Raw genomic sequence first — 15928 nt, forward strand, 5'->3', positions numbered from 1 at the left:
GAAATGAGCAAAAGCCACCTCCCTCAAACCAAACTATTGGCTACTTTAGCATGGGTAATATGTTTAATTGCGACTCTTAATTATAGTTACGACTTCTTTATTAGAGCAGCTCCCGGTGTAATGGGAGATGACTTAATTCGTGATTTTGGTATTAGTCATACACAACTTGGGATGTTATCTTCAGCATACTTCATATCTTATACGATAATGCAAATTCCTGCTGGTGTGCTTTTAGACAAGTATAATCGTAAGGTAGTAATTAGTATTGCTACAACATCCTGTGTTCTTGGTAACTACTTATTTTCTACCACAAATGATTATGAAATTGCTTACATTGGTAGAATATTTATGGGCATAGGCTCTGCTTTTGGATTTATTGGCGCTGCTAAAATGGCTGCAATGTGGCTACCAGAAAGACTTTTTTCAACATTTATAGGATTTGCTACAGTTGTTGGTATCTTAGGTGGTTTAGTTACTGATACAATGTTATCTAGCTTAGTATCTGTGTTAGGATGGAAAGAAGGTAATTCTGTATTTACATATATTGGTGTTGGAATACTACTTCTAATAGTTCTATTTATTCGTGATAATCCAAAACATGTTCAGAAATTTACTCACTTGAGCGAAGCTAACTTTAAAGAAACTATCACTAAGGTTTTTAAAATCTTCTGCAATACAAAATTTTGGTCAGTAAGCATAATTGGAGCAGTATTATTTATACCAATTAATGTACTAGGCTCTCTGTGGGGAGTTGGTCTAATTCAAGCTAAATTTGGTCTTGACCAAGAAACTGCGTCTCATATTAATGGTATATTATTTATTGGTGCTGCGGTAGGCTTCACAATAGCAGCAATTGTAGCTTCGCTAACAAATAGATATCGTCGTATGCTAATTCTGAGCATAGTATCTCTTGCTGTTATTTTAGCTATCATTCTGTATATCCCTATGAATTTATCAGTATTCACTCTGTTATACTTCTTACTTGGTGCTGCAGCTGGACCTCAAGCAGTTACATTTGGTATAGCTAAGATAATATCTCCAAAGGGAACTACAGGATCTGCAACAGCAGGTGTGAACATGATAAATAATTTCATCCCTATCATATTACTACCATTAGTAGGATATATACTTACTCATTTTGGGACACTTATTGGAGACTCGACTTCAATATATACAATTGCAAGTTATCAAAATGCTCTTGATATGGTAATAGTATTTTTATTAGTTTGTCTTCCAATTACTATGGTTATTCCCAAAGAAATAGATGCTGATCTTAATCACTAATACATAATAACTCTTTAATCTTCTATATAATTTAAATTTTCTGGATATGGATTTAAGTAGCTCTGCTTCTCTAGATAGGGTATATCTAACTCTATTAGATACATTCTTATTACACTAACAGGTACTTCCCAAGAAATCTTACAATCACGATATTTATTAAGTAACTCCTGTAAATACTGTCTTTGCGCCTTTGAAATTTTTTTATTTATTTCTCTAAGAACATTCTGAAGCGCCATATAGTGGGACCCTCTTTTAGCTGGCTTAGCTATTGCTTGCATAAAAAGTTCTATATACCTATGTTTAATAGTCCCAATATTAATTTTATTGCCTGCTTCTGAGAGCATATTACCAAGTTCTTTCTTGACCTTATTATTATGCATGCGCAATAACACTTTATGCTTGGAATGGTATTCCATTATTTGAGTAATATTAGAACAGGCCATAAATTCTGTTTTAAGACTATGGTAACAAAATACCTTACGCAAGAAGTGATCTCGTAATGTTTTATCTGTTAACTTACCATCATCTTCAATCGGCAAAAGAGGATCATACTCTCTCAATGCCCTAACAAAAAGACCATCTGCTTTTATGCCTGTATAACCATGATTTTCATCAAAAACTCGTGCTGTCTCAACTCCACAACTTGGGGATTTTGCCTTCAAGATAAAGCCATAAACATTATCAAGCTTTGATATAAGCATATCGACAGCTTTCTGTATTTTATCTGTAACATCATTATTAGTCTTATTAGTTTTTACGGATAAAATACTTTTCTGAGTATCTTCAACTAAAAACAAAGTAGGTCTTGGAACACCTAAACCAGCAGCTACCTCAGGACATACTATATTATAATCAAAATACTCAGCAATGCCAGTAATATATGATTTATGACAATTACCGCCATTATATCGAACACTATTGCCTACTAAACAGCTGCTAACCCCTATTGGTATTTTATTCAAAGCTCTCACCAAATTTTGTAAAGGATAGTTAAGATTATAAATAAGATATAGAGATAATAAAGATATTTATTCAAAAGATGTTTCTATGTTAAGAATCTCATTAAGACGTTCATCAGTATCAGCAAGCACCAAAATAATAACTTTGTTATTTAAATCAAGATTGCTAATACAAGTTATAATTACTCCTTCACTGTCACCATATGTATAGTCAATACCATTATCTTTAAGATACTGATAATAATCATCTATAGTAGAGCCCTTAGGGACAAGTACATTATTATGTCCAACCCAAGGCTTATGCTCACCATTGCGTAACTCATAAGCCAAGAAGCCGGCATATATAGCACCTGTTTGTCTAGCATTAACTTCTAATACATAAGGAACTATTTGACCATTGATTTCACGAATAAGAAGATCAACCTACCACCCCTCTAGCACCCATATCACGAAGAATTTCTGTCATCTGATCACAAAGATCTATAACAGCTGGTTCTTCACTAAACTTTGACTTATATTTGTTACCTAGATGTGTCTGACCATCAAGCATTTGGTCACTTAACCCAAGACAAACATCATCCTCTTTTTTGTCCGCAAGACTCACTTGGAATGCAGGAGAACCTAAATTATCAAGCCACGGATCGATCATAAATACCTCTACTCTATGCACAAGCTTTAGAATATCTCTTAATTCTTTCTCACTTTCAAATCTATGGATACCGTATCCAGAACAAGCTCGAGGCATAATCACGGCACATTCATAGATACCTTTATTTTAATAATCACGATATATTTCTAACGCTCTTTTCACATAATCATCATCACTAATAGTAGATACAATATTCACACTAGGAACTAATATACCCTTATCATGTAACATTTGTCTAAGAAATGATTTGTCATTCAAAAACTGTGATAATGCTTCTGATAATCCATAGTTTTTATTGTGCTTAATTCCGATCAATTCGATTGCAGTAGCAGCTGTAAATGGCACAATATGCGTATATTCAGAATCACTAAACTCAGGAATCTGATCAGCATAGCTCATAACTATAGTAGATAATCTATAATGCTCCATCAACTTATCTAAAAATATAAAGTTATCCATAGTTATATATGTAAGACCAATATTATTAAAATAACTAACAATTTTCTCAACTTCACTCTGTGTCTTTTTAGGTAGGATAATCTTGTGATCTTTCGCAAGCAAACATAATGTACGTGTAACATATTTATTTACAAATGAACTTACTAAATCTGCTCCATATATATCTGTAGTATTAGGTATATGAATAGCTTTTTACCCCATATTCTCTCAGAGACAGTATTTGTCTTTTTTATTACCATATTTTAAGCTCCTATTAGTTGTTTCTGCCGCTTATATGCTACAGCTTTAGCAAATGCGTCCGCCATCGATGCTAATTTATCCCGATCTACTTCTAAATTAGCTATATCATAATGCTCATTAGCAGTTGTTGTTTTAGACAGTAGATCTTTTGGTATATCGATACAAACTGCCTCAAGCTCACACACGAGATAATGTGCCACCAAATGCTCAGCTAATATATACGGCTTGTCATACTCTATATCAATACCAATTTGCTTTAATTCATGAGATAGAAATTCAATCAAGTCTTTGGAGGCAAATACCCCATTGAGAGCATCTCCCGTAAAGAGTTCTGTAACTCTTTTTTCACCCTCTTTGTGAGCATTTTTATATAGCTCTATATATCTTTTTAATATCTCTGGAGTTTCTATAACAGCTTCTTAACACCTTTCTTGTACTACATTTGGCGAATAACTAGACATCGTATGTAAATCTATTGCAACTGCATTATAGGTCTTGGCAACAGCTACTATATGACATAATTTCTGCATATACTTATCAAATAGCTTCATCAGCTCTTGTTTCAGCTCAATATGCTGATCATAATCTATAATATTTCTTATACAGTTTGGATATAGTCTTCCAGCATCAAGTATAGAGCGAGGAAAAGAAGGTTCCGCAATAAGTGTATATAGCCCATACTCACTATACAATCTCTGCGCTATCGCTTGAGCAAGATCATGGGTACCAAAGTCACATTCTATTGCTAAAAATTCGTCTAACTCTTCTTTACTAAGCTTGACAAGTTGTCCAATAGCAGGAAAATCTAAATCAATAAAATCTTTACCTAACTCTGCGTGAGGACATGTGATAACTAAGTCAAACTTCAAATCCTCTAGAGTATAGAAATATAGAGTAGCTGCTTCATAATACTTTGTATAAAAAGGCTCAACTACTTTATTCATGCTATCCAACAAAACTACATCAATATTATTTATGATAATATTTGATTATAACAATTATAAAACTAATAATAAAATTCAAAATTGATTATAATTATTTTTACTAAATATTTAAATTTGTGATGAGCATGTTTTTTAAGAATAAGAAAGAAAGCTCCATATTAAGTTTTCTTGTGGTTTCTTTCGCCAGTTTCTTTGCGATCTTTATGCTTGCTATATCTATTTTTAGCTTTTATCAAGTTAAGCATCAGAATAACTCTCTTTTTAATTATCAACTCAAGACAGCTGCTCAAGTTATTGAAACTGTCCTAAAAATATATCCTTTAGAAGATGACGAAAATACTACAGATATGATCGTTAATAAAATATCGTCTTCATTTTTAAATATTAAAAACTATAATGAAAGCGTTGGCTTTATTGTTTATGACAGAAAGCATAAGAAGTTACTTTTAAAAACGTCAAATCTACCATCATTTCATAAAAACTATAATGGTATTACATCTACAACAGGGTTTGAGTGGATTTATACTGATAACGATGGTGCTCAAAAACATTGGTATACTTATACACTAAGAACTGACAGTAGTGATGTAATAACAGTGTTTGTAAATAATGCGGATAAAGATAAACTTTCTCGTCAAATTATCTTTAAATTTGCAATACTTCTAGCATCGATTTATATAATTCTTATTGGATTTATTTACTATATACTAAAAACAGCTCTCGATCCATTAGAAAGGATAAACAAGCGCGTTGCAAAAATTAATCCTCGCAAAAATGAAAAGCTTAATAAAGATATTATACCTTTTGAGATAAAATCTATCGTTGAACAAATTAACTCATTAATAGAAAAATTCCACGCAACTTTAGAACGAGAAAAACGTTTCTCAGGAGATGCTGCACATGAGCTTAAAACTCCTATTGCAGGAGTAAAAACATTGGTAGAAATAGCACTTGCTTCTGATGATATAAATGAAATCAAGCAAAAGCTAGAGAGGATAAAAAGCTCAACAAATAGATACTCTCATATTATTGACCAGTTATTAACATTAAGTAGAATCCAGCCAAATGAACAAATTACATTTGGTAAAAAACTTATGATAAACACTGTTCTTGAGACATTCATCGCTGACAACGCCATTAAGGCTATCGAAAAAAATATAGAAATTGTCTTCTATCCTTCACATGAACAACTATATTGTTATAGTAATGAATACCTATTAGGAATAATGTTTAAAAATTTAATATCTAATGCTATTAAATACACTCCTGATGGTGGACTTGTTGAAATACATTCTTTCCAAAAAGATGATAACATTGTCGTTGAAATTAAAGACAATGGTATAGGCGTGCCTCCTGAAAATATTGAACGGATTTTTGATAGATTCTATCGAGAAACAGGTACAGGCGAAGAAGGAAGCGGACTTGGATTAGCAATAGTTTCTGAAATCGTAAGACTCCATGATGGTAAGATATTTGCACAAAATAATATCGATGGGAAAGGTATAACTGTTACGGTAAAAATCCCTATTGAGCATAAACAAGAGGATTAAATATATCTTTCTAGAGCCTTTGATATCTCAGGATCATCAAATTCAAAACCTTCACGATGTAATTTAGTTGGTTTTATGTTCTGACTAAATAATAAAAGCTCTTCACCCATCTGACCAAACATTAGTTTAATTATTGTACTTAGAATCTTAATTATATGTTTTTTAGCTAAATACTTACCTAGGAGCTCTATTAAATGTCTATGTTGGCAAGCTTCGGGCAATGTCAAATTATATATTTCTTTTTTATCCAGCTTATTATCTATAATAAATTCAACTGCTCTTGATAAGTCATGAACACTTATCAAAGTCATATAATTATGTCCTTTACCAAACATTGTCAAAAAACCAAATTTAGCAGGCATAATCATTTTTTCAAGAACACCTCCATTTCCAATAACAACTCCAAAGCGCATGATTATATATCTAACTAGCTGAGACTCTATCAAGCATTTCTCCCAACTATCAACAACCTGTTGACCAAAAGTTAAGTTATCAAACTTTCTATCATGCTTATCTTCATCTTGTGGTATATCAGAGAAATTATAATATCCAATTGCACTAGCATTAATTAGCCAAATATTTTTATTACCTATTAATCTAACCAACTTGGTAGTTGGCTCTATACGACTGGATACAATTTTATTTTTAACTGAATTACTCCAACCCTTCTGACCAATATTATAACCACATAGATTTATAACAATATCAAATTTAGATATCTTGATCTCATCAAGCTCAGACCAAGTTACTAAGTCATCATAATATCCAATCTTAGACTTTTGTGATCTAGTAAGTAGAGTCAATCTATATTTGGAACTTAATTGTTTTGATAGCTCTCTACCTATAAACCCAGATCCACCTGCTACTAATATTTTCATAAGAGCTCCTAATGTCTCAATTTATACTTAGTATTATATTTATAATCTGGCTAAGTAACATTACAATTTCTTAATCTAGATTATGCTTACTTGAGAATAACGAACTATTGTGAAATTCTAATTATAGTAGCCTCCTTGCTGAAAATCATAATAAAAGTTACTAGCCATATTTTAACAGGTTAGTTTTAATAACAACAAAAAATAGAGATTTTTTCTATGTACTGGGTCGAAATACTATCGAGAATACAGTTTGCTTTTACAGTGAGCTTTCACATTTTATTTCCGGCCTTCAGTATTAGATTATCAACATTTTTGATGATCTTCGAAGCTCTATTGCTGATTACTAAAAATGATAAATACCTTTCTATAGTAAAATTCTGGATAAAGATATTTGCCCTCACATTTGGTATGGGTGTTGTATCAGGAATTGTAATGGAGTTCCAATTTGGTGCTAACTGAGCAGGCTTTGCAGAAAAAGTAGGTCCAGTGCTTGGATCACTCTTCACCTATGAAGTCCTTACAGCTTTCTTTATAGAAGCTGGGACATTAGGTATTATGATTTTTGGCTGGGGCAGGATAAACAAGTATATCCATTTTCTAGCTAACTTCACTATATTCGCTGGTGTGACATTATCAGCTTTTTGGATATTATCAGCTAATTCTTGGATACAAACTCCTGATAGCGTTAACTATATCAATGGTAAGTTTGAGATTTATAGTTGGTATCATGTAATCTTTAATCCTTCTGTGATTCCAAGATATATTCATATGCTTACGGCCGCATACTTAAGCACCCTAATGGTTATTCTAGGTGTTAGTACATACTACATTATCAAGGATAAACATCATAGCTTTGCTAAGACATGCATTAAATTTTCAATAGTTTCGATTTTAATCATTAGCGTAGGTCAACTTGCCGTAGGAGACGATGTAGGTATAGAAGTACATGAGCATCAACCGCTCAAGACAGCAGCTATAGAAGGCGTTTGGGATACGCAGAAAGGTGCTCCTTTTGTAGTCTTTGCATATCCTAGCGAATCACAAGAAAAGAACTTATTCTCTATAGAAATTCCTAAGCTTGCTTCATTGATAAATACTCATGAGTTAGATGGCGAGCTAATAGGTCTAAAATCTGTTCTAGAAAAAGATAGACCTGTAGTTGCCGTGGTATTCTATAGCTTTAGAATCATGGTGGGTATTGGTACACTGATGATACTGATGGGTGTGGTAGGAACTGTACTCTTAGCTAGAAAGAAACTACGTACTTCAAAATAGTTCCTAAGACTTTGTACGTTAACTACTCCACTAGGTTTTGTTGCTATAATTACCGGATGGTTCACAGCTGAATTTGGTAGACAGCCTTGGACTGTATATAACATATTAAGAACAGAATATTCTGTCAGTGATATTAACTTCTGGCAAGTGTTTAGTTCATTAGCCGCAATAATCATTGTTTACTTCGTTATCTTTGGATTCTTCTATTTTAGATACTTATTTAGAATTATAAATGGTGGTCCAAGCACTAGTGGTGAAGAAAGAATGCCATACTCATACTTTCAATCAGTTGAGATGACTACAGGCGAGGAGGAATAATTATGGACTTAGGATTAATTTGGTTATTTATAATTGCTTTTGCTCTACTACTGTATATTGTATTAGATGGATTTGCTCTAGGTATGGGATCACTATTTCCATTTTTTGATAATCATCAAAAAGATATCGCTATGAGTATATTATTACCAACTTGGGATGGTAATCAAACATGGCTAGTTTTTGCTTTGGCGTGCTTTTATGGCATATTCCCTATCGCATTTGCTTACATATTCCCTAAGATTTATTTATCTGCAATACTTTTGGTAGTTATGATACTCTTTAGAGGTATTTACTTTGAGTTTAGACTAAAGTCTCATAAAGGTATCAAAAACTGGGATAGACTTTTCTTTATATCTTCATTGACGGCAACTTTTCTGCAAGGCTACATAGTTGGAGAATTAATAGTAGGTTTCCCGCATAGTACTTTTTATGGTGTAGGCTTTTCTATTCTTACAGGTATTGCTTTAGTATTTGGTTATAGTTTACTTGGTGCAACTCGTCTTATACTGAAGACTGAGGGAGAGTTTTTTGATAAGGCTAAAAAACTAGCTAAATCATGTAGTATAGTACTTGTGATATTAATGTTACTTATTGGAGCAATTACTCCTATATATACTAAACTACCTTTAGATAGCTTCTATAAAATGATAGTCCTTGGTGCTCTTTTTATACTTACCATTATTAGTTTCTTAGTTCTTATCAAAGTAGTAGACTCTAAAAATCATGTTTTACCATATTGGTCAGCTGTGACAATATTCGTCTTCACTTATGCAAGTATGCTAGTACTAATATTCCCATACATCATTCCTTACCGCATCACATATAGTCAAGCACAAGCTAGTGATACCACACTACTGTTTACGCTCATTCCGGCTGTAATTATGATTCCATTACTGTTGTTATACACCGGCTATGCTTATTATATCTTCAGAGGAAAGACCAAAGAAAAACTAAGCTACTAGGAGAACTAATTTGAAAAGCTATAAAAATCTAGATATTTATCTCGCATATTTTGGATTAATACCTTTTGTTTTCTTCTCACTCTGTCTAATACTTGGTTATAGCGACTTTTTAATATTTGGCGATATAATTAAAGCTATCTCACTATATGGCGTAGTTATTGCATCATTTATGGCTGGAACCCATTGGGGCAGACAAATTAATTTAGAACCCAGCTCTACAAAAATATTTATACAGCTTACTAGTAATTTAAATGCAATAATTATTTGATTTGGATATCTAAACTTAGATCCCAAAGATTTTATATTATTACTTATAGCAGAATTTCTAGTATTACTTAAAGTCGATTACTACTTCTTTAAATTAGACCTTATTAGTTCAAAATATTTCAAATATATAAGACTACCAATAACACTATGCGTTGTTATTTTACTAGCAATTTCTTGGAGTCTTGTATGAAAGTGGCAATAATCGGTGCTGGTCTTGCTGGATTAACCGCTGCAAATATTCTAAAAGATTCGGTACAAATAACTATTTTTGAAAAATCTCGCGGAGTTAGTGGCAGAATGTCAACAAGATATGCTGACCCTTACTACTTTGATCATGGAGCTCAATATTTCACTGCTAAATCCCCAGAATTTAAAGAGTTCCTTAAACCAATGATAGATCAAGGCATAATCAAAAACTGGTAAGCTAATTTTGTTGAAATCAAAAACTCTAAGATAATAAATCAAAAATCTTAGGATAATGAATATAAACATTATGTTGGCTCTCCTAGAATGAATGCAATAGCTCAATACTTAGCTGAAGATCTAGATATATCTCTAAACACACGTGTTAGCTCTATCATTAAAGAAGATAAACTCTGGATTGTTAAAGATGATAACAATCAATTTTTAGGATGTTTTGACTGGATTATTTTTGCAATCCCATAAGACCAACTTAAAGATTTATTACCTCAAAACACTCCTTTTTATAACCAAATTAGCTCGATAAAAATGGATAGCTGCTTTTCATTGATGCTTGGTTATGATAGAGAAATTAGTCTAGATTTTGATGCTGCTCTAGTACATGATGAAATAATTAGTTGGATATCTGTCAATAGCTCAAAACCAGAACGTAATACCTCTAGCTGCTTAGTTATACACTCTGCAAATAAATGGGCTAATCAATATATTGATTGCGATCGTGAACAAATCCTAGAAACAATTTTTGAAAGAGCCAAAGAGATATTGGCCGTAGATCTAAATAAGCCAGAGTATAAAACACTACATGCTTGGCGCTATGCAAATATAGGTAAACAAAATACACCTAGTTACTTTATTGATACAAACCAGAATATCTCAGCATGTGGAGACTGGTGTATAAAGGGGCGTGTTGAATCTGCATTTACAAGTGCTTCAATATTAGCCAATCAGATTAAAAATCTATTATAATCAAAAAGAGTCGAATATTATTCGGAGCATACTCTATCTTACTACTATATATTTAGCGGCTTCTTCTGGAGTTATTGTTCATGCTTTAAGAAGATTTTCAATACTTTGCTCCATAGTAGCCATACCTTTTGCTATACCAGTCTGTAGTGCTGTATAGATTTGAGAAAGCTTGTTTTCTTTTATCATATTCCTTATACCTGTATTAGATATAAGAACTTCATACGCAGCTACACGACCTTCTCCTTTACGCTTAAGAAGACGCTAAGATATTACAATCTGTAAAGATTCTGCTAACATATTACACACTAGTTCCTGCTCAGCTGGTGGAAATACCGATATATCCCTATCCACAGTTTTAATCGCTGACATAGTATGCAATGCTCCTAATACTAGGTGACCTGTTTCAGCTGCCTCAAGAGCCAAACGTATTGTCTCTAAATCACGCATCTCTCCAACTAGGATACAATCTGGATCCTCCCTTAGTGCTGATTTTAAAGCAGCATTGAAGCTTTTAGTACCTTTTTAAACCTCACGCTGTTTGACTAAAGATCTTTGACTTGTATGCACAAATTCAACAGGGTCTTCAATAGTCAAAATATGAGAATCCTCTTTGTGGTTAATTTCGTTGACTAAAGCTGCTAAGGTACTACTTTTACCCGAACCTGTAGGCCCTGTGACAAAAATCAGTCCTCCTTGTTTAGCTTGGACATCCTTAAGAATCCATGGAGCTCAAAATTGATCTAGAGTAGGAATCGTATTTTCTAAACGACGAAATACCGCACCATAGCCACGATTATGAAAAAAAGCGTTAACCCTAAATCTTGCATCATTATCTTTATCATCGATCGAAAAATCACATTCATAAGTTTCTATAAGCTCATCTTTTTGATCATCTATCATAATCTCCAAGAGCACTTGTGAAATCATCTTATCATTTAATACAGGAGATGTTTCGATATCAATCAGGTCGCCATCGATTCTATATTTGGCTTTACACCCAGATGATAGATGCAAATCTGATGCTTTTTTTGCACACAAAGAGTTAGTAGTTTTCTTATCATATATAAAAACAAAATTAATAGTTATAATGAAACTTTATCACTATTAAAGAATAAAAAAATAGAGAACTAAATAATTTTCAGAGATTAATTATTTGAATAGTTTTTTAAAGAAATTAGCCATCTTTGAAAATGGGCAAGAAGACTCTGATGCATCTCCAGAACAGCTATTACTATCAGTATTTATTGAACTAGATTTTTTTTTTTGATTCATGATATCTTTAAGAACCGTTTGTAAAATACCACCATTCTTCAAGTAATCAACATCGACATCTGCATCTAGACGAGCTAATGCTTCAAATGTTGTAGTATGTGCAGTTTTTGGATGTACAGCTTCTACAACTACTCTCTGGCGAGGCTGAATATTGTTTAAATTCTTGATATTAAACATTTCTGAACCATCTAAATCTAGAGTCTTAGCATTTTGACCATCGACGTATTCAAGAGGTAATACACCCATACCTACAAGGTTAGATCTATGAATTCTTTCATAGCTCTCAGCTATAACAGCCTTAACACCTAGTAAGAATGTACCTTTAGCAGCCCAGTCACGTGATGAGCCAGTACCATACTCTTTACCAGCCAAGATTACTAAAGGAATATCTTTTTCCTTATATTTCATAGCTGCATTAAAAACATACTGTTGTGAACTATCAAGATGATACTTAGTATATCCGCCTTCAACATTATCTAAAAGTAAGTTACGGATACGGATATTAGCAAATGTACCTCTCATCATAACTTCATGGTTACCACGACGAGAACCATAAGAGTTGAAATCTTTTTTCTCAACACCATGAGATTTTAGATATTGCCCAGCAGGATACTCTTCTGGAATTGCACCAGCAGGTGAGATATGGTCTGTAGTTACAGAATCACCTAACATAAGTAGAGTTCTAGCTCCTTTGATATCTAAATCATCTTTGCCTTCCGCAAACTTCTCAAAGAAGTTTGGACATTGGATATAAGTAGAAGAACTATCAAACTCATAAAGCTTACCTTCAGGAGCATCAAGTTTTTGCCAATCTTCTGTTCCATCAAGTACAGTAGCATAAGCTTTTTCAAACATTGCTGAGTTGATTACATCAGACTGAATTGCAGCAATCTCTTCTGTAGTTGGCCAAATATCTGCTAAGTAAACACTATTACCTTCAGCATCTATCCCAATAGCATCTTCAACTGGATCAAAGTCAACTGTACCAGCTAAAGCATAAGCAACAACATGAATAGGAGAAGCTAAATAGTTCGCTTTAACATGAGGATTGATACGACCTTCAAAGTTACGGTTACCAGAACTTACAGAAGCTACTACAAGATCAGCTTCATTAATAGCTTCTACTACAGGCTCATCTAGAGGACCAGAGTTACCAATACAAGTAGTACAACCATACCCAACAAGGTTAAATCCTAAATTCTCAAGCTCTGGCAATAGATTTCCCTTTTCAAGATATTGAGTAACAACCTGAGATCCTGGAGCTAATGATGTTTTAACAAAAGGTTTAACTTTCAGACCTTTCTCATTTGCTTTCTTAGCCAGTAATCCAGCACCTAACAATAATGAAGGGTTAGATGTATTTGTACATGAAGTAATTGCCGCAATAGCAAGTGAGCCATGAGTGATTTTCTCACCAAGACCTTTTACTTCAGCTGACTTTTGTAATTGCTCATCAGTTAAACCAAAACCATGTAAACCTTGCTCATGAACTAAAGCTTCTTTGAATGCCTTTTTCATATCATAGAAAGCAACTCTATCTTGTGGACGCTTAGGACCAGCAAGGTTAGATTCAACTTCTGATAAATTAATTTCTACAATACTAGAGTATTCAGGTTCTTCTGCCGGATTTTCTCTAAATAATAATTGCTCTTTATACATATCACGCGCAACATCAACAAGTTCGCTACGATTTGTATTGTTAAAGAAGTCTAACGTGACTTCATCAACAGGGAAGAAACCAATAGTAGCACCATACTCTGGAGCCATGTTTGCGATAGTCGCTCTATCTGGTAGAGATAAACTCTCTAAGCCTTCACCATAATACTCAACGAATTTACCAACAACACCGTGCTTTCTAAGTACTTCAGTAATATCAAGTACTAAATCTGTTGCTGTAACACCAGTCTTTAGTTTACCAGTAAGCTTAACACCTACTACATCAGGTAGAACCATGTAATATGGTTGGCCAAGCATAACAGCTTCAGCTTCAATACCACCTACACCCCAACCTACTACACCAACACCATTGATCATAGTAGTATGTGAATCTGTACCCACTAATGTATCCGGATAAATAACATCTTCACCATCAACATTCTTAACCAATGCACCCTTTGCAAGATACTCAAGGTTTACTTGGTGAATAATACCCATTCCAGGCGGTACAACTATGAAATCATCAAATGCTTTCTGAGCCCATTTAAGTAAACTATATCTTTCACCATTTCTTTCAAATTCTTTAGCAACGTTTTGCGCTAAAGCCGTTTTTGTTCCATAGTAATCAACTTGTACAGAGTGGTCAATTACCATAGCTGTATCTACAAGAGGATTAATCTTATCAGCATCGCCACCAGCATCTTTGATAGCCTTTCTCATCGCTGCCAAATCAACTACAGCTGGTACACCTGTGAAGTCTTGCATCACTACTCTAGCTGGCATATGTGGAATTTCAGGTCTTGAGCTAGCTTTAGCGTCCCAATCTAAAACCTTATGCATATCATCTTCTTTTACTTTATATCCATCTATATTTCTTAGTTGGTTTTCAAGTAATACTCTGATAGAATAAGGAAGACGAGTTACATCTTTACCAAGCTCTTGAGAAAGTTTCTTTAAGCTATATAGAGAGTATTTCTTTCCTTTTTCCTCTATCTGTAGCTTAGTGATATTTTTAATATCAGACATGCTTTAACCTCCGTAGATACTAATTAATTTTTGCATAACACGCGCATATTTTAACCTGTTAATGAGTATTTGTATATAAAATATAATCTTTCAGCTATTTTGCATCACTTTAATAATGAAATATCAAGCTTACCTTTTTTGAAAGGTGGGCACCACAAATAGCTCGTATCAATAATCTTAGAAAATTTAAAGACTCCGTCAACAATACCATCACTACCACCGAGCATATTACCCATCTGTAAATTAAATGATCTAAATGATAATGCAAACGCAGAGAACATAAACCCTCCATTTAGATTATTATCTGACCAAGGCATTGATCTTCTTAGCAATTCTGCTTCCGGATCAAAGTTTTCTTTGGCAGATCTCTTAACATGAGCGAAGTCTTTCAAATCCTTAAATTGATGAGAATCATCTAGAGACCTACCTATACACTCTTCTTTAGCTGATTGACTTGCATTATTTAACCAATCAAAGTCATGTAACCATTGTTGAAGAACCCAAAAACTCGACCCTTCTAACTTACCTTCTGGTATTATTGATGATGGAACAATCTCTCCACCCTTAGGATTCTCAATACCATCTTCAAATCCTGATAAATCATACTTGCCATGATAGGTATAGCTAGACACTATTTTTTCTACAGTAAAGAAATCTTGCAATGCTTTTCTGATGTTTAGTGCATTATGAAATAGCTCTCCTCGATCATCTCCTCTTAGCCAAAGTACCAAGTCATAACCATCATTATCTGGCATTTTTTCATTATTAAATTTAGCTCTTTTGAAATTATCATCACTAGGAAGATCAAACATTTGCAAAAGATCTTTACCAAATCCAGCAACTACACTCTTACTATCAACAAACTTTTGTAATACCTTTAATCCAAACTTAACATCATTCTCTTTATTGATACTAAACATCATATATAAAGCAGATGATGGTAAGCCTTCAACAATTCCCAATTGATATTTAATTATTTCCACTGAACTTTCCCTTATAAAATTCTCTTTAATAGTTATAAT

11 protein-coding genes and 4 pseudogenes are annotated in these 15928 nt (G+C 33.4%); 8 read left to right on the forward strand and 7 right to left on the reverse strand.

What is annotated here, in order from left to right:
* The first annotated feature begins 3 nt into the window (after positions 1–3).
* Positions 4–1284: an MFS transporter gene (locus tag FNO12_RS08585; RefSeq protein WP_030005771.1), complete on the forward strand. Its 1281-nt coding sequence runs from the start codon at positions 4–6 to the stop codon at positions 1282–1284.
* A 14-nt stretch (positions 1285–1298) separates the two neighbouring features.
* Here the strand turns inward: FNO12_RS08585 and FNO12_RS08590 are convergent, their stop codons facing one another.
* From FNO12_RS08590 to FNO12_RS08605, 3 genes and pseudogenes are all read right to left on the reverse strand, one after another.
* Positions 1299–2255, reverse strand: a complete 957-nt coding sequence (locus tag FNO12_RS08590) for a YbgA family protein (RefSeq protein WP_014714652.1) — start codon at positions 2253–2255, stop codon at positions 1299–1301.
* A 57-nt stretch (positions 2256–2312) separates the two neighbouring features.
* Positions 2313–3590 (reverse strand): annotated as a pseudogene (locus FNO12_RS08595) (ATP-grasp domain-containing protein).
* A gap of 3 nt (positions 3591–3593) precedes the next feature.
* A pseudogene (locus tag FNO12_RS08605) lies at positions 3594–4547 on the reverse strand (hypothetical protein).
* Between the two features lie 113 nt (positions 4548–4660).
* Here FNO12_RS08605 and FNO12_RS08610 point away from each other — a divergent pair.
* Positions 4661–6085: a sensor histidine kinase gene (locus FNO12_RS08610; protein WP_014714646.1), complete on the forward strand. Its 1425-nt coding sequence runs from the start codon at positions 4661–4663 to the stop codon at positions 6083–6085.
* On the opposite strand, the gene FNO12_RS08615 is transcribed toward FNO12_RS08610, so the two are convergent.
* Positions 6082–6963, reverse strand: coding sequence for a DUF1731 domain-containing protein (locus FNO12_RS08615; protein ID WP_014714645.1), 882 nt, complete (start codon positions 6961–6963; stop codon positions 6082–6084). The genes FNO12_RS08610 and FNO12_RS08615 overlap by 4 nt on opposite strands.
* Positions 6964–7179: 216 nt before the next feature.
* Between FNO12_RS08615 and FNO12_RS08625 the strand changes: the two are divergent.
* The 6 genes and pseudogenes from FNO12_RS08625 to FNO12_RS11215 all read left to right on the forward strand — a co-directional run bounded on the left by FNO12_RS08625 (position 7180) and on the right by FNO12_RS11215 (position 10952).
* Positions 7180–8556, forward strand: a pseudogene (locus FNO12_RS08625) (cytochrome ubiquinol oxidase subunit I).
* Positions 8557–8558: 2 nt separating this feature from the next.
* Positions 8559–9518 carry a cytochrome d ubiquinol oxidase subunit II gene (locus FNO12_RS08630; protein WP_014714644.1) on the forward strand — a complete coding sequence of 320 codons (960 nt, stop codon included), beginning with the start codon at positions 8559–8561 and terminating at the stop codon, positions 9516–9518.
* Between the two features lie 10 nt (positions 9519–9528).
* Positions 9529–9786: a DUF3429 domain-containing protein gene (locus tag FNO12_RS11200; protein ID WP_014714643.1), complete on the forward strand. Its 258-nt coding sequence runs from the start codon at positions 9529–9531 to the stop codon at positions 9784–9786.
* A gap of 185 nt (positions 9787–9971) precedes the next feature.
* Positions 9972–10208, forward strand: coding sequence for an NAD(P)-binding protein (locus FNO12_RS11205; protein WP_041257298.1), 237 nt, complete (start codon positions 9972–9974; stop codon positions 10206–10208).
* An 87-nt stretch (positions 10209–10295) separates the two neighbouring features.
* A complete protein-coding gene (locus FNO12_RS11210) occupies positions 10296–10451 on the forward strand; it encodes a hypothetical protein (protein WP_030005772.1) in 156 nt (51 codons plus the stop codon).
* A gap of 63 nt (positions 10452–10514) precedes the next feature.
* Complete coding sequence (locus FNO12_RS11215) at positions 10515–10952, forward strand: NAD(P)/FAD-dependent oxidoreductase (protein ID WP_014714642.1); 438 nt, start codon at positions 10515–10517, stop codon at positions 10950–10952.
* 78 nt (positions 10953–11030) lie between these two features.
* Here the strand turns inward: FNO12_RS11215 and FNO12_RS08645 are convergent.
* From FNO12_RS08645 to FNO12_RS08655, 3 genes and pseudogenes are all read right to left on the reverse strand, one after another.
* Positions 11031–12013: pseudogene (locus FNO12_RS08645) on the reverse strand (type IV pilus twitching motility protein PilT).
* Positions 12014–12101: 88 nt separating this feature from the next.
* Entirely contained in the window at positions 12102–14906 is a 2805-nt protein-coding gene (acnA, locus tag FNO12_RS08650; RefSeq protein WP_030005775.1) for an aconitate hydratase AcnA, read from the reverse strand.
* A 104-nt stretch (positions 14907–15010) separates the two neighbouring features.
* Entirely contained in the window at positions 15011–15889 is an 879-nt protein-coding gene (locus tag FNO12_RS08655; RefSeq protein ID WP_014714641.1) for a Dyp-type peroxidase, read from the reverse strand.
* Positions 15890–15928 lie beyond the last annotated feature (39 nt).

Origin of the sequence: Francisella orientalis FNO12, assembly GCF_001042525.2 — a bacterium.
In the GTDB taxonomy this organism is placed as follows: domain Bacteria; phylum Pseudomonadota; class Gammaproteobacteria; order Francisellales; family Francisellaceae; genus Francisella; species Francisella orientalis.